General features: G+C 43.1%; 14 protein-coding genes. 9 read left to right on the top strand and 5 right to left on the bottom strand.

What is annotated here, in order from left to right:
* The first annotated feature begins 339 nt into the window (after positions 1 to 339).
* The 5 genes from argC to FWE23_10085 are packed head-to-tail and all read left to right on the top strand — an operon-like array spanning position 340 to position 6,056.
* A complete protein-coding gene (argC, locus tag FWE23_10105) occupies positions 340 to 1,326 on the top strand; it encodes an N-acetyl-gamma-glutamyl-phosphate reductase (protein MCL2845780.1) in 987 nt (328 codons plus the stop codon).
* Positions 1,316 to 2,404, top strand: coding sequence for a DNA polymerase III subunit (locus FWE23_10100; protein ID MCL2845779.1), 1,089 nt, complete (start codon positions 1,316 to 1,318; stop codon positions 2,402 to 2,404). The genes argC and FWE23_10100 overlap by 11 nt, the downstream gene beginning before the upstream one ends.
* The gene (locus FWE23_10095) at positions 2,391 to 3,278 is read left to right on the top strand and encodes a stage 0 sporulation protein (protein ID MCL2845778.1); all 888 of its coding nucleotides are present in this window, start codon (positions 2,391 to 2,393) and stop codon (positions 3,276 to 3,278) included. The genes FWE23_10100 and FWE23_10095 overlap by 14 nt, the downstream gene beginning before the upstream one ends.
* Complete coding sequence (gene metG / locus FWE23_10090; protein ID MCL2845777.1) at positions 3,265 to 4,923, top strand: methionine--tRNA ligase; 1,659 nt, start codon at positions 3,265 to 3,267, stop codon at positions 4,921 to 4,923. Before FWE23_10095 ends, metG begins: the two co-directional genes overlap by 14 nt.
* Positions 4,923 to 6,056 (top strand): AraC family transcriptional regulator, encoded by a 1,134-nt coding sequence (locus FWE23_10085; protein ID MCL2845776.1) that lies wholly within the window; start codon positions 4,923 to 4,925, stop codon positions 6,054 to 6,056. The genes metG and FWE23_10085 overlap by 1 nt, the downstream gene beginning before the upstream one ends.
* A gap of 47 nt (positions 6,057 to 6,103) precedes the next feature.
* Here the strand turns inward: FWE23_10085 and purM are convergent, their stop codons facing one another.
* Complete coding sequence (gene purM / locus FWE23_10080; protein MCL2845775.1) at positions 6,104 to 7,150, bottom strand: phosphoribosylformylglycinamidine cyclo-ligase; 1,047 nt, start codon at positions 7,148 to 7,150, stop codon at positions 6,104 to 6,106.
* 218 nt (positions 7,151 to 7,368) lie between these two features.
* Here purM and flgG point away from each other — a divergent pair, with 218 nt between their 5' ends.
* Genes flgG through FWE23_10060 form a run of 4 tightly spaced genes read left to right on the top strand, consistent with a single transcriptional unit; the run spans position 7,369 to position 10,893 of the window.
* Positions 7,369 to 8,175 carry a flagellar basal-body rod protein FlgG gene (flgG, locus tag FWE23_10075; protein ID MCL2845774.1) on the top strand — a complete coding sequence of 269 codons (807 nt, stop codon included), beginning with the start codon at positions 7,369 to 7,371 and terminating at the stop codon, positions 8,173 to 8,175.
* Positions 8,176 to 8,186: 11 nt separating this feature from the next.
* Positions 8,187 to 9,146 carry a flagellar basal body P-ring formation chaperone FlgA gene (gene flgA / locus FWE23_10070; protein ID MCL2845773.1) on the top strand — a complete coding sequence of 320 codons (960 nt, stop codon included), beginning with the start codon at positions 8,187 to 8,189 and terminating at the stop codon, positions 9,144 to 9,146.
* Complete coding sequence (locus FWE23_10065) at positions 9,143 to 9,706, top strand: flagellar basal body L-ring protein FlgH (protein ID MCL2845772.1); 564 nt, start codon at positions 9,143 to 9,145, stop codon at positions 9,704 to 9,706. The genes flgA and FWE23_10065 overlap by 4 nt, the downstream gene beginning before the upstream one ends.
* 23 nt (positions 9,707 to 9,729) lie before the next feature.
* The gene (locus FWE23_10060; protein ID MCL2845771.1) at positions 9,730 to 10,893 is read left to right on the top strand and encodes a flagellar basal body P-ring protein FlgI; all 1,164 of its coding nucleotides are present in this window, start codon (positions 9,730 to 9,732) and stop codon (positions 10,891 to 10,893) included.
* A gap of 160 nt (positions 10,894 to 11,053) precedes the next feature.
* Here the strand turns inward: FWE23_10060 and FWE23_10055 are convergent, their stop codons facing one another.
* The 4 genes from FWE23_10055 to FWE23_10040 form a co-directional block, all read right to left on the bottom strand.
* Positions 11,054 to 11,371, bottom strand: coding sequence for a hypothetical protein (locus tag FWE23_10055; protein ID MCL2845770.1), 318 nt, complete (start codon positions 11,369 to 11,371; stop codon positions 11,054 to 11,056).
* A 231-nt stretch (positions 11,372 to 11,602) separates the two neighbouring features.
* On the bottom strand, positions 11,603 to 12,619 hold the full coding sequence (locus FWE23_10050) for a toxin-antitoxin system YwqK family antitoxin (GenBank protein MCL2845769.1): 1,017 nt from the start codon (positions 12,617 to 12,619) through the stop codon (positions 11,603 to 11,605).
* A 52-nt stretch (positions 12,620 to 12,671) separates the two neighbouring features.
* Positions 12,672 to 14,849 (bottom strand): leucine-rich repeat protein, encoded by a 2,178-nt coding sequence (locus FWE23_10045; GenBank protein MCL2845768.1) that lies wholly within the window; start codon positions 14,847 to 14,849, stop codon positions 12,672 to 12,674.
* The gene (locus FWE23_10040; GenBank protein ID MCL2845767.1) at positions 14,846 to 15,892 is read right to left on the bottom strand and encodes a hypothetical protein; all 1,047 of its coding nucleotides are present in this window, start codon (positions 15,890 to 15,892) and stop codon (positions 14,846 to 14,848) included. The genes FWE23_10045 and FWE23_10040 overlap by 4 nt, the downstream gene beginning before the upstream one ends.
* Positions 15,893 to 16,160: the final 268 nt, after the last annotated feature.

Below are 16,160 nucleotides of genomic sequence, written 5' to 3'. Positions count from 1 at the left end.
TAAAGTTTCAAGCAAGCAAGCAAGTGTTTTTGAGATTTTTTTGCATTTTTTTCCGCTTGGCTGTTGGAGTTCGGCTAAATTGAAGGAAAATGACATTTTTTTTAGTTTTTTCTTTTTTTTTAGTTTTTTTTGAAAAGATTGAAGAAAATTTGCGTTTAAAAGTGGAAAAAAACTATTTTCAGCATTACTTCGTCGCTGAAAAAGGCTAAAACGTTTATCGCGTTTTTTGTGGTATTTATGCAAATTTATATACATTATATATATATACATAACAAAAAAGAGAAATTCCCCGTCGCCAAATAGTATTTTATCGCAAAAATGACACAATTCGGAGAAAAAATGAAAAAAAAAGTATTTATTGACGGACAAGCAGGGACGACGGGGCTTAAAATTCGCGAGATATTAAAAAACCACGACAAAATCGAAGTTGTAGAAATTTCTGAAGAACACCGAAAAGACATCAACAAGAAAAAAGATTTGTATTCGCAGGTTGATTTGGTTGTTTTGTGCCTGCCAGACGACGCGGCTGTAGAAGCGGCAAAAGCGGTACCGCACAACGTAAAAATTCTTGACACAAGCACTGCGCACAGAACTGCAGACGGTTGGGTTTACGGATTTCCCGAATTGAAAGATTCTATGCTCGGAGTTTTTGCCGACTCATCGCAACGCAAAAAAATACGCGAGGCAATGCGGGTAGCCAACCCCGGTTGCCATCCGACAGGCGCGCTTTCTATTATAAAACCTATAATCTGCGAAGGAATTGCGGCGAACGATTATCCGTTTTTTATAACGTCCATTACAGGCTACAGCGGCGGCGGACGGCAAATGATTGAAAATTATAACAATCGCGATAAAAATGACATTTCTTGGGCTGTGCGACCTTACGCTCTCAGCTTAAAACACAAACATATCCCCGAACTTGTAGCGGTCGCAGGACTTAACAACGCACCGATTTTTTATCCGATACTCGGCGATATCGAACAGGGAATGCTTGTCAGCATAGGTCTTGAAAACCGACTTTTGAAAAAAGATGTGGACGCAGAAGACATTCATAAAGTATTAACAAAATACTATGATGGCGAAAAATTTATAAAAGTATTACCGTTTAACGACAATTCGTTTTTGGCAGACGGTTTGCTTCCTAACGCCTATTTGACTGCAACAGACTGCAATAATACCAACAATTTACAAATTATGGTATTCGGCAACGAAACGCAGACCCTTATAATCGCCCGTTTGGACAATCTCGGAAAAGGCGCAAGCGGCGCGGCAGTACAAAACTTAAATCTTATGCTCGGATTTGACGAAGATGACGGTGGAATTTAAGACAATCGGACATCAACGGATAAAAGAGCAACTCGCTTCTGCGCTCAAAAGTGAAAAACTTGGGCACGCATACCTTTTTTCGGGCGAAGGCGGAATAGGAAAATTTTCGATGGCGCTCGAATTCGCTATGGCGTATTTGTGTAAGGCTTCGACAGGCTCAGCCACCATACCCTGCGGTGAATGTGAAAGTTGCAAAGGAATTAAAAAATACAATAACCCTTATTTTCAGTATCTTTTTCCGTTGTCGCTTGATACAAATTTACGAAAAAACGACGATTTCACACAAGACGGCTGGGATTACGTTCGCGAAAAAACGCTCGAAAGAATAAATGAACCGTATTCTTTAATAACCGATTATTCCGCACCGATTTACATCAGCAGAATTCGCGGTATGAACGACACTATATTGGGCGGCAAAGGAAATAAGACAATCACTATTATTGACGGTATCGACACTTTAACAGACAAAGACCTCAACACTATGTTAAAAACCTTGGAAGAGCCGCCTGCAGGGGCTTTAATAATACTTTTGGCAAGATTTTCAGTGTTGCCGACAATTCGTTCGCGCTGTATTGAGTATAAATTCGGCACTCCTAATAGTGATGAGGTAAAGGCTTTTCTAAAAACAAAAGCGACACTAAAAAGCGATGAAGAAATATCGTATCTTGCGCAAATTTCGCAGAATAATATAGGTGTCGCCTTACAAAAAATGTCGCAGGACGGCGCAAAAATACAAAAATCGGCAAAAGAATTCGCCGAAATTCTATTTAACCAAAAGAGCGAGTTTGCAAAATTTACAAGTTTGGAAAAATTTACCAACGGCTTAGGGCGAGATTTTGATTTATCGCAACAAATTTTAGTATATTTTTTGTCGCAAATCCGCACAAATTTTTTGCAGACGGCAACAATGCGCAATGGAGAGAAAGATTTTTCCCGTTTCATAAATTTTGAGCAAGCGAACTTGTGTTGCGACGCAATCGACAAGTCCATTTTATCTATGAAAAGAAGCAGTCCGCTTTCTATGGTGTTTGCGGATTTAACAATAAAACTAACGGAGATATTTGATGAACGAAAATAAAATGCACTCTTATGAGGTTTCGTTTAGGGGAAACAGGCGGGAAATTTATTGCTCGTCGGAGGAAATAAGGCGTGGAAATCGCGTTATAGTAAACATCGATAAAGGATTTGACGCAGGAACTGTTTCAACTTCAAAGAAAATATCGGAAGAAGAAGCAAAAAATTTGCCTAAAATTCAGCGGGTGGCAACACAAGACGACATAGAAAGAATTGCCCGAAACAAAGAAAAAGAAAAAAACGCCGCCCGTTTGTGCAAGCAAAAAATAGTAGAATACAACCTCGATATGAAACTCGTAAGCGCAGAATTGCAGTTTGACGGCGGAAAGCTGACGTTTTATTTTACATCTCCGCAAAGAGTGGATTTCAGAGAGCTGGTTAAGTCGCTCGCAGGAATTTACCACACGCGAATTGACTTGCGACAAGTAAGCGCGCGCGACGAGGCTCGGATTGTTTCGGGCGTCGGTCCCTGCGGACGAGCGCTGTGCTGTTCGTCTTGTTCGTGTTCCAAAGGGCAGAAAGAAGTAAGTTCGCAGTACGCAAAAGACCAGCAACTTTCTATGAACCCAACAAAAATAACCGGAAACTGCGACCGATATTTATGCTGTTTGGCTTACGAAGAAGATGTCTATCTTGAAGCATACACACGCATTCCGCGAGCAGGAAGCCATTTTACGCCCGAAAATCGCACCCACAGAGGCGAGGTAGTTTTTGTCGATATTTTTAAGGAGCGCATACAAGTGAAATTCTATATAAAAAACAAAGACGAAAAAGCAACCACACAATACGAATGGTTTAATCTGGAGCAAATCAAAGCAGGAAAAGTGGAAGAACCGAAAAATTATCAGTCGAAAGGAAAAGAAAATGGCGCTTTATAACAAAGCAAACAATAAACCGCTTTTGGTGACAATGGCTCTCCCCTACGCCAACGGCAGTATTCATTTGGGACATTTGGTTGAAGCGGTTATCGCAGACGTTTTTGTGCGGACAAACAAAATGGCGGGGCGCGACACAATCTACATCTGCGCCGACGACACGCACGGAACGCCGATACAAATAAGCGCAATGCAACAAAACATAACGCCCGAAGAACTTATAGCTCGTGCATACGACGAACACACCGCCGACTACAAAACCTACGGAATAGAATTCGACAATTACTACACAACAAACAGCGAAGAAAATCGCCTTTGGAGCGAAAAAATATACGCAGAATTACAAAAATACGGACTTATAAACAAAAAAGTAATTCAACAGTTTTACTGCGAACACGACCAACGTTTTTTGCCCGACAGGTTTGTTAAGGGAACTTGCCCAAAATGCGGTGCGCCGAATCAATACGGCGACAACTGCGTGGTTTGCGGAGCAAGTTATAACAGCGAAGACATAAAAGACCCCGCCTGCACGCTCTGCCAAAAGCCGCCCGTTCTTAAAGACAGCGAACATTTATTTGTCGATATGCAAAAAGAAAAGGACTTTTTGGAAAAATTTCTTGCAAAAGACGGCGTAATTCAGGACGATATAAAGGTTTTCATAAATAATTGGGTCAGCGATTTGCACGAACGTTGCATTAGCCGCGACGCACCGTATTTCGGCTTCAAAATTCCCGACACCGAAGACAAATATTTCTATGTTTGGCTCGACGCGCCCATCGGCTACATAAGTTCCACGCAAAATTACTGCGAAAAACACGGCATCGACATAAACAAATATTGGGCGGAAAACGCAAATGCCGAAATAGTGCATATAATCGGAAAAGACATTGTATTTTTCCACGCGCTTCTTTGGACTATGATGTTAAAAGTCGCAAAAATAAAGTTGCCCGACAGTTTATACATCCACGGCTTTTTGACGGTTGAGGGCGAAAAAATGTCGAAAAGCAACGGCACATTTATTTTAGCGAAAGACTTTGCGGCAAAAGTCCCGCACGAAAACGCCACGCAGTTTTTGCGCTTCTATTTCGCAAGCAAACTTACGCCGACAGTAAGCGATTTGGATTTCAGCATTGACGAATTTATAAACGTTGTAAATTCCGCGCTTGTCAATAATATCGGGAATTTCTGCAACCGAACAAGCACGTTTTTAGACAAATTTTTCGCGTCAACCATTCCCGATGTCGCCTCCGACAGTAAAATTGAAGCGCAAAGTTCGGAATTGGTGAATAAAGTCGTCGAAAATCTGCTTGCCCGAAATTTCAGAGCGGCGATAAACGAAATTCGCAGTCTCGGCGATTTGGCAAACAAATATTTCCAAGACGAAAAACCTTGGGAATTAGTAAAAAACGATATGGAACGCGCAAAAACGGTTATGGCAACCTGCGCAAACTTAATTGCCGTTCTGGGAACGACGATAAAGCCGATAGTCCCCGAAATAGTTAAAACTCTCGAAAAACAATTCGACGAGAACTTTGTTTGGGAAAGCGCAAATTTCGGGCGCAAAAACAAAAAAATAGGCACGGCGCAAAAACTCGCTTTACCACTCGAAAAATCGCTGTTTGACGGACTTTACGAGGGAAATAAGTAATGCAATATAATCGCAAATATTTAGTTTTTGCAATTTTGCTCGCCTTAATTTCGGGTGTAATTTTCTTTGGGACGACATACAATCGTCCGCTTGAACTTTATCCCGAAAATCAAACGTTTTTTGAATTTGAGGTAGTCTCAAACGTTCCTTTGCAAAGAGGATTTGCTACAATGCCGATTGACCCGAGAGCGCAAAATTTGCACTTTCGCTATAATTATCAGAGAGGCGGAGAATATCCTTCGAGCATTTTAATTTTTCACGCAGGCAATCTCAGGCGGCATATCGAACTCAGCAATTTTGAGTATATCGACATAGAAATAGACCCCAAATTTTCTAATGACATTACAGTTTCGATGTATTTTTACATACCGGGCTTCTCGGATTTGGCGCACCCCGAAATGCACCGCCCGTTTTCGGTAAATGTCCGTGTTCAGGACGACCGTTCTCATTATCGTTTCAGATTGAACGAAAATGATTTCGCAACGCCCATTTGGTGGCTTTCTCATTTTATCACACGCGGAGACAGTATTCCCGAAACCGACTGGAATAATTTTACCCACTTAATTATTGCCAATTATTCGCCACACGACGCAGACACTTCTTTGCAAGTTGTTCTGAAAAGCCTGCGTTTTGCGGATTCTATTCCCAAAAAAGCGACAAACGCCGCAATTTTCACATTTTTTGTTTTCGCGTTTTTATTTGTTTTCTTGCCCAAAATAGGAAAAGCGATAAAAAATTCGGCAAGCAATAATATAAAAGGTCAAAGCGCATCCCCTATTTCTGCAACGGGAAAACCAAGCAAATACACCGAAGATACCGCGCAGATTTTATTTGAATATATAGACAAAAACATTTCAAATCCGCTTTTATCGCTTGAATTGATAAACAAAGAGGCGGGAATAAGCAGTTTTGTTGTAAATGAAATACTTAAAGACAAAAAAGATATGCAGTACAAAAACTATCTCGATAACCTGCGGATAAACGAGGCAAAAAGAATGCTGACAGAAACCGAACATCAAATATCGGTAATCGCAGAGCAAGTGGGTTATTGCTATTCAAATTCTTTCAGCCGAATTTTCGGAAAATATTGCGGAATGACGCCCAACGAATACAGGAAAAAATTTGGTAAATAAAAAAAAGGGCGTATGCAATACGCCCCTACGCTGATTTCGTGGTATTTTTACATATCCCCTACCAATTCAACAATACCGTTTCCGCCGACAATTTCGCCGATTTTCACGGGGTTAAACTGCTGAATTTCTTGCTCGTTAAGCAGACGCGCTTCGTCTTCTTGTGAAACAACAACAGTCATTCCGATTCCCATATTGAAAGTGCGGTACGCTTCGTCGCGCTCCATATTTCCCTGCTCTGTCAAAAACTTGAAAATCGGTTGAGGCATCCAAGATTTTATGTCGATTTTTGCGTTGCAGTCGCTCGGTAAAATTCGGTCGATATTGTTTTGAAAACCGCCGCCTGTAAGGTGTGCAATTCCTTTAATATATCCTTTATCAATCGCCGAAAAAAGCGGAGTATATGCAACGTGCGGCGCAAGCAGAACCTCGCCGAAAGTTTTGTTTTCCGCTTCAAATATGTCGCTGTATTTCTTGCCTGCGCGCTCTTCTACAATTTTTCGCGCCAAAGAATAGCCGTTTGTGTGCAGTCCGCTTGAACGCAAGCCGATAACAACGTCGCCGCTTTTTATTTTGGAGCCGTCAATCACTTTTTCTTCATCGACCACGCCGATAATTGTTCCTGCGATGTCATAGTCGCCTTTTTGGTACATTCCCGGCATTTCGGCAGTTTCGCCGCCGATAAGCGCAATTCCGCTCTCGCGACACGCCGCGGCAAGTCCTTCTACAATTTTTTCGGTGGTATCGGGCGACAAAATGCCTGTTCCGATGTAGTCCAAAAACATAAGCGGACGAGCGCCCATCACCAAAATATCGTCTATGCAGTGGTTTACTATGTCGTAGCCGATTGTGTTGTGCGTGTTTGTTTCGACAGCGATTTTGAGTTTTGTGCCGACCCCGTCAACCGAGGACACCAAAATCGGATTTTTCATATCCTTAAAAAACGAAACGTTGAACATTCCGCCGAATTGCCCGAATTTGCCGACCACTCTGTCGTTGTAAGTTGTTTTTACAAGCTTGCCTATGCGCCCTTTGGTTTCGTCCCAAGCAGCCAAGTTAACGCCCGCGTCGGCGTAAGAAATTGAATTTTTCGACATTTTTCCTCCATAATTTTTTATGGAAAATACGTTTTGCCGCAAATAAAAAGGGCGAAATAAAACATTGGCAAAATTTTCCCGAACATATAATTTTTTTCCTGTAAAATTTAGGCGAGTTTTCCGAAAAATGCAAGTATATTCCCTTTTTCAGCAACTTGGCACAGTTATTGAATATAAAAACAATAAAAATGGCGAGGGGTCGCCTAAAGGAGGATTTTATGGTACGTTCATTACACACAGGCGCAACAGGGATGAAAGCGCAACAGTTGATGATTGATACGATTACAAACAATTTGTCAAACGTAAACACCAACGCATACAAAAGACAGAGACTTCATTTTAAGGATTTGATGTATCAGACGCTTCGCGAGCCGGGCGTTTATAATCCCGAGGGCGGAATGGCTCCTGCGGGAATTGAGGTCGGTATGGGCGTTCGGGTATCTTCAATACAGAGAGTATTTGCGCAGGGCTCGCTCATAGAAAGCAGAGGCGGTTTCGATATGGCTATTGCGGGCGAGGGCTTTTTTCAAATAGAACTTCCAAACGGCGAAATCTCATATTCCAGAGACGGGCACTTTTTGCGCGACTCCACGGGAACGCTTGTGACCGCCGACGGTTATCGTCTTTTTCCCGAAATCATAATTCCCGAGGGCTTCGACAGTATCGAAGTTTCGCTCAGCGGTTTTGTTGTCGCACACAAAAGCGGAATGGGAACAGTTTCGGGACAACCCGAAGAAATGGAATTGGGACAAATCGAACTTGCGACTTTCATAAATCCGGGTGGTTTGCGTTCGCTCGGAAGCAACTTGTTTGCGGAAAGTTCGGCTTCGGGCGCACCGCTTATTTCAATTCCGGGAGAAGACAACACAGGACAAATCCGCCACAGAATGCTTGAAGCGTCAAACGTCGAAATCGTGGACGAAATGGTCGGAATGATTCAAACGCAAAGAGCGTACGAAATAGTATCGCGCTCAATAAGCGTGTCGGAAGAAATGTTGCAAACCGCCACCAATCTTAAAAGGTAATAGGTTTTAATATGAAACGTGTTTTGTTTGTAATTCTGATTTGCGCGGCATTTGCTTTCGCCGCCAATACCCGAATTGCGCTCAGAGATTCGTCTTCTGTGTCTGCTGATATTATTCGTCTCGGACAAATCGCCGAAATTTCTGGCGCGCACAAAAGCGTTTTGGACACCTTAATTGTTGGAAATTCAGCACCCGCGGGAACTACAAGATTTTTGCTCAGAAGCAACATCCTGACGGCAATTCCCGAGGAAATAAGAAGAGGAACAAACATAACAGGCAGTGAAAGAATTAGAGTTTCGACGGTTTCACAAAGCGTTCCGTTCGCAAAATTGGCAGAAATTGCCGCCGAACTTTTGGCGCCGCGCCTTACAAACAACGAAAACGTGAGAAGCGAACTTTCATTTGAATTTGCACAAGGCGCGGAAGTAAATATCCCGCTCGGCGAATTTGAAGTAATTTTGGGAAATATGGAGAGAGTTCAGAATTTTCGCGGTCGCTTCCAAGTGCCGCTTGTTGTTGTTCAGGACAACGGGCAAAGAAGAACGCGCGTATCTATAAACGCCTTGGTGAGAATGACGGCAAATGTCGGCGTTGCAACAAGAAATATGACAAGAGGCGACGCATTTTCGGCTGATTTCGTCGAATTCAGAAGTCTCGACATAACAAATTTGCAGGGAACTCCCCTCTTTGAAATGCCGAGAAGAGACGAATTTATGATAGTCGGCGTAATTCGCGAGGGAGCAGTCATAACAAACAGACACATTGCGCCGCGCCCCGCCGTAGAAGTAGGCTCGGCAATCACAATGATAACAAGCGGAAGTTTCGGACGTGTGTCGGCAACGGGTCGCGCAAGAAGCGCAGGCGGCGTCGGCGACGTTATTTTGGTAGAAAATATAAACAGTAATAAACTAATAAGAGGTAGAATTATTCAGCCCGGCGTGGTTGAAATTGTTCGGGGAGGGACAATATGAAAAATTTTCTTATTTTAATGGCAATTGCCGTATTCGCGACTTCGGTCAGCGCGGCAAGAATGCAATCGCTCTACACAGACAGACGGGCGATGCGACACGGAGACCTGCTCACGGTTCTTGTTCAAGAGAACGCGCAAGCAAACACAACAAGTTCAACGAATACCAAAAAGAGGAATTCGTTCGGGATTAACAACAGCCAAGGAAGAGGCTCGCTCAGACGTATTCCTATGTTTGAAGCAGGCGGCGACCTCGGCACAGAGTTCGACGGTAGCGGAGCAACAACGCGCCGCGGAAACTTGGTTGCCCGCGTAACCGTAAACATCGACGAGGTTTTGGATAACGGAAATTTGGTTATCAGCGGAAGCCGCGTAATTATGGTTAACGAAGAGAAAGAAATTATCAGCGTTTCGGGAATTGTGCGCCCCCAAGACATCGGAAGCGACAACACAATTCTTTCGCAAAACATTGCCAACGCCGAAATTAAATATTCGGGTCAAGGAAGCGCCTCGTCCGCGCAAAGACCCGGTCCTATCGCACGTTTCTTTAACTGGCTGTTTTAAGCGATAAAAAAAGGAGAAAAAAGATGAAAAAGACACTTATAACATATATTATTTGCGCGATTGTTTTCACGCCCTTTTTCGGCAATTTGCACGCCGCTTCAAACGTGAGAATTAAAGATGTCGCAAGAATAAACGGCGTTAAAGAACTGCAAATTTTCGGCTACGGATTGGTGGTCGGACTTGCAGGAACAGGCGACAGAACAAGCACGGTTTTCACCGCGACAACTATGCGTACAATGCTTCAAAACATAGGCATTGAACTGCCCGACAGACAAATTTCTATGCGAAACGTAGCGGCGGTAATGGTTACGGCAACGCTTGACCCCTTCAAAAGGCGCGGCACAAGATTAGATATAACCGTTTCCTCAATCGGCGACGCTCGCTCGCTCGAAGGCGGAACGCTTATTCTTACCCCGCTTCAAGGTTTGGACGGCGAAATATACGCTCTCGCACAAGGACCGCTTTCAACAGGCGGCTACGACATAAGAAGTCGCGGAATAAATCGCACGACCCAAAACCACACGCTTGTCGGCAGAATTCCCGACGGAGCAATAGTTCAGCGCGAATATCTTTACAGCGATTTTTCGGCGATAGATTTAGCCCTTTCGCTCTCAAGCCCCGATTTCACTTCGGCAAACAATATGGCAACCGCCATAAACAACCGTATGACGGAAGAATTCGGCTTTGAACAGCGAATTGCGCGAGCGGCGGACGCGGCAACAATAACGCTCGACCACGATTTATTTAACGTCCAATTAAGCGCAACCCCTGCAGGAATAACGCTTGACCTCGCCGAATTTATAGCGCTCGTCGAAAACACAACTTTCGATATGGCGACAACCGCGCGGGTAGTTATGAACGAGCGAACAGGAACAATAGTAGCAGGCGGCGCAGTCCGAATTTCGGAAGTATCGCTCACCCACGGCGGCGTAAAAGTAGAAATTACAAACCGACCGTCCATAATTCAACCCGTCCCTTTCACTTTCGGGCGAACAACGGCTATCCCCAACCCCGAAATAGTAGTGGAACAGCGCGATATGGACGTAGTAGTTCTGAACGAAACGACAACCGCCTCCGACTTGGCGCACGCGCTTAATTCGCTTGGAGTAGGAAGCCGCGACATCATTCAGATTTTCCAAGCGATAAAGCAAGCAGGCGCACTTCAAGCGCAGTTAATAGTTATGTAGTTAAACGCTCCCCCGTTTAATTACAATTAAGCCGCCCGTAATTCTCCTTTTTTACGGGCGGCTGTTTTATTTTTTGTTTTGTTATAGCAGTCTAACTTATTGCAGACATATTGAATAACCGTAATAATGAGAATAATACAAGACAGAAATCTCGTTTTTTTTAATTTCTTCTTACAAAATATTTGTCGTTTATCACAATCGTATCTCCGCAAATAAAAGGAATGCTACCGGATAATCCCAATGTGAATATAATTTCTGTTTCAATGACTTCATAATAAAAAGAATACCTAATCGGAGAGCCAATTTCAGTATGATGTCCTCTACCGTCTTCATCAAAGCGAAACCGATAGCTCGTTTCGTTATTCTCCCAAACCCCAATTATAGAATTATTGCAATCGTTTTTATCGTTTTCATCGCTACAACCGACAATTCCCATAACCATAAACACCAACAATACCGATCTTATAACAAATTTCATAATTTTCCTTTTCCAAAACCTTGTGTTTTCGCGTGTTTGTGGAAGAAAATACTATTTGCCGCCGATTGCCGACAGCAAAAAAGAAACCGCCCTGCAAATTCAAGCGGGACGGTTTCTTTTTTTCAGTTTTCAAGCAATTATTTTTGTGTGTATTAATAAATTCAGATAAAAAAACAATTAAGCCGCCCGCAATTCTCCTTTTTTTACGGACGGCTGTTTATTGCCATGTTTTTAATTAATCCAATTCCAACCTCCGTTTCTTCCATACCTGATCCTGAAATCTCTTTGGCTAATTTCTTCTCCATTTGAGCCATAGATTTTAGTATAAAAGCAACGCAGTCCATCACGTCCATCACAATTTACAACCAAAGCGAGTTGTCCGTTTCTGTGATATTCTCGTTGCTCTCCACGCAATCTCCCATCGACGTAATTTTCAACTAATGTTAATTCTCCTTTTTCACCACGATACAGTCTCCGCTCTCCATGCAATCTCTCATCGACGTAATTTTCAACGAATTCTAATTGTCCGTTTTCACGATACTGTCTCCGCTCTCCATGCAATCTCCCATCGACGTAATTTTCAACGAATTCTAATTGTCCGTTTCCACGATACTGTCTCCGCTCCAATTTCCATCTCCCATAGGCATAATTAATGAATTCTACTAAACTTAATTCTCCATTTTCATTGTACACTTTCCATTCTCCGTCTCCATTAACAAAATTTCCGACAAATCTAATCTGTCCATTGTGATAAAATCCCTCAATTTTTCCATCCTCTTTACCATTGATGTAATTTCCGGAAAAACTGAGCTGCCCGTCTTTGTAATACTCTTCCCATTTTCCGTGCACCTCTCCATCTTTGTCAAAATTCCCTGACTTTCTAACTCGTCCATTATTCCAACGTACTTCCAATTTTCCTTGCTTCTTTTCTTCTCTGTTATTTACGTATATGAAATACTCGTCATCGTTGTTCTCAAGAATAAGCATTGTGCCGGATAATCTGTAATTAAACGCCATTGCACCTAATGAAGAGGTAAAGAAAATACGATCTTTTTCCGTCTTCCACGTCATGCCCATTCCGCTGACGATTGCAGTTCCATCTCTCAAAATTTCCATAGTTTTAGAAGCATTTCCGGTATTTGAGGCATCTGCCAAATACCACTTGCCCACCAATGCGGAACTTCCATCGCCGCAGCCCACAAAACACATCGCTACCACTACCCACAAAACCACCATCACCTTTTTCATGAAAAACTCCTCTTTCTACGTTTTGCCGCCACGTCCGCCAGTTGTTAATAATTCACCTTACTTCAAAAACTCCGAAACCCTGATTCGGATCTTTGTTGAGTATTGTAATGCTTTCAACCCGTCCATCCCTGTGTAAATCAGCAGAAATTACTAATGTGCCGTTAATAAAACATTCCATTCTTATCGGTCTGTTTCTTTGATTCCTTACTATTCTCATAGTAGATGTTTTACCTTCTATTACACCTGCTATTGCACCTATATTTTGTTGATAAAAAGCAGATGTTCCCACTCGCATAACAAGCGCGATGTTGTCTTGTAATCTAAATGCTACGCTTTGTATATTAGGAGCAGAAACACTTTCAATCCATTCTTTTTTCGGACATCGTTCTTTTACCGCATTATTGTCTCCGTCGTAAATCCAACCGGACGTAAAACGATACAATCCCGCTTGCCTGCGGTTTCGGTTGTAAAAAACAACGAAATGATTGTAAGGATTATCTCGGAAGACATTTCCGACAACAACATATTCACGCCCAAACGAATTATGTTTCATATCAACGTTTGCACCTATGGTAATTCTGGCTATATTAGAGGCGTGCTGTAAGTCGTTAAAGAACGCTTTTTCGCCTATAGAGATCACGCTTGAAGGAATGTTTACTCTATTCAATTGATTGTTTTTAAATGCGCCGTCGCCGATAAAAACAACAGTGTTAGGAATTCTTAAAGCATCAAGCCCCTCCCCTTGGAATGCTTGCGCGCCAATTGAAATAACCGGATCGCCCCAAATGTTGTCGGGAATAACTAGGTTTGTTGGTCTGTTGTCATGTCTTGCAAAACCTTGAATTTCACCTCTGTAAAACCTAAACATATCGTTTATGTCAAAAAACGCCTTATCTACCGCTCGGATTTGCAAAACCCCGTCTCGTGCGGCAGTTTCGGCGGGTATTCCGTTTACGGTAGCAACCCTGATTGTCATTCTGTCGCTTATGTCGTTTGCGTTTACATTTTGGAAATTCAGCGTGTTTCTGCTCGAAGCATTTACGTTTATCACGGGTCTTTGATTCCAAGTTAAACTCCAAGAGCCGCCCGCTCGCAAGGTTTGTCTGCCGATTACTCTGTTTTGCTCGTTCAAGAGTTCAAAAACCACGTTGAAATCAGCGCTTTTTCGTCCGAAAGCATTCAAATTTGTTACCGCTTGCTTTGGCCAACCCGAAAGTTGCCACGTTTGCGCTTGTCCTGTTGCCTGTAAACCGTCATACACCGCTTGCAATGTTCGCTCTATGGAAAGTGTCCAAATACGAGAGCCGTATAAATGCGTTTCTATGCTCAAATTTACGGTTTCCGCCTGCCAGTTTATTGCGCCTTGTGTGATTTCTGTCGCGTAAAAAATTGTATATGGCATTGTTTCTCTTCCGTGAAAATCGGAAAAAAACTGCTCCGTTTCCGTAAGACGTTCTATCCACGCCCGCCGCCAAGCGATTGCCCCGCGAACATCGTCGCCTATGCTTCCGCTCCTGATGTTGGTCTCCAATATCGATAAACGATTTGTCGCCTCGATCAAAGACGGGTCAAGCATAGCCGCCATATTAAAATTTGCCATCGCCTCAGTTTCACGTCCTTGTCGTTGAGCAACGACCGCACGCGCGTTGTGAGTTTGCGCCCCAACATGATTTGCCGGCGCCGCTCCTGCGAGTTCTTGTTGAGCGCTTGCCGTAAGAGCTACGTTCATTCCTTGAAGAAGTTCGAGCGAGGCACGACGAATTCCTGTAAGGTCGTCAAGCTCTGCAAAAGTAAATGTTCCCGAATATGCGGCGGCTGTCGCTCCGTCGGCGGTTCGAGTAATTCGCATTTGAAGATTGTAGCCCGTAGTCGTCCTTGTTATATCGCCTCTTAAAATATGAGTTCGCTCTCTTTCAAGTTCCGCAATCATCTCTTCTCTAACTCTTTCGTTGGGCGCGCTTGACAAAATTTGCGCATATCTTTCATCAAGACGTTCTCTGTCAAATACTTCAATAGCGGAGAATTTAGTAAAATTACTGAGAAATTCACCCTGCACCATAAGCGGCAAATAATCCTGATTTTCCGCAAGATTTCTTGCCTGTGGAGCCCAAATCGTAATACTCATTCCTTGCCCGCCGCCGCCCGTCCAATTTGCCGCGCTTATCGACTGTGCAAATGTTGCAAACACAATGCTCGCCAAAACAATAAAATTCCAAGATATTCTAGTCATCTGAAAAATACCTCCTTAATAGATTGAATTACTTTTTCTGCAATTTCACTCGTCAAATTTTCAAAAGCAATTTGAGTTGCCCTGCCTGTATTGGCGTTAGGAAAACCACCTCGCGTTTCTGATATTTGAACGCTCACGTTTCTTTGATTTTTGCGACATACGATCGAAACATCGGCGTTCACATGACAAAGCGCCAAGCGAACGTCAGGAGGAGTGCAACGGCTGAGATTTGTCCTTATTCCGACAAGATAATCAGCATTTTCACGACTTTGCACTACCTCAAAACTCCAGTCCTCATTTTGCGAAATTATTGCGCTGAGTTCGCTTAAATTATTATCGCCGGAAATATCCAAAAACAACCTTGTTCCCGCCTGTAATTGCGTTCTAATCCCATTCAAGCGCCTGTGAACGTTTACTATATTCTCCACAAAAGAATCGTCGTTGTTTACCGCCAGAAGAAGCGCGTTAAACTCGTTTACCCTCGCAAGCGAGTCCCCGATTTCTTGAATCTTCTCGACTGCCGCGATTTTTCTTCCGCTTTCTGCAAGCGAAGTCGCCACAGGAATTTGCTCGTCAATATAAGAAAACAGCATGTTCATATTCGACTTGTAAAATTCAGCCAAAACCGACTTACGGACTGCTGCAAAACCGTAAATAGTGCCGTTTCTTCTATTAAAAAACGAACGCCTGTCTACATTTACCAAAACCGCGCTTGATTGAATTATGACGTTTACATCAAAATCACTGATGGTGGTTTCAGATAAATTGCCGTCCTGAATGCGTTGCACGGTTTGAGTTCTGAGCGCGGAAGAACTCCGAATTTCCGCCATAATTCTTTCAGACAAATCTTGTTGTGCTAGCATTTCTATTGCTTGGAAATCGTCAAATTTTGCTCGTCCGCTTACTCTGTCTCTGACAAATCCGATGTGCCATTCCGTGTTTAGATAGTTTTGCAAGCGGTGGGTTTCGAAAGTCCAAGAAGGAGCCCCCGCCAGCGCAGCACAAACGGTAAATGGCACCGCCAATAAAACTCTCCTAATCATATCAATAGTTCCTTTCTCACCGCTTTCCAACGGAAAATATTAAAATTAAACCAAAATATCAAAATAATTTCTTTGAAACAGAACACGTAAAAAACGCAAAAATTTTGCGCCCGAAAAGGCGCCCCCTTGTAATATCCCCACATATATTATACTTCGTATAATTATATGTGCTGTGCTGTGCTGTGCTGTGCTGTGCTGTGCTGTGCTGTGCTGTGCTGTGCTGTGCTGTGCTGTGCTGTGCTGTGCTGTGCTGTACTGTGCTGTGCTG

The sequence above is a fragment of the Chitinivibrionia bacterium genome (assembly GCA_009779925.1).
GTDB lineage: Bacteria > Fibrobacterota > Chitinivibrionia > Chitinivibrionales > Chitinivibrionaceae > WRFX01.
This window is presented reverse-complemented; position numbering and strand designations above follow the sequence as displayed.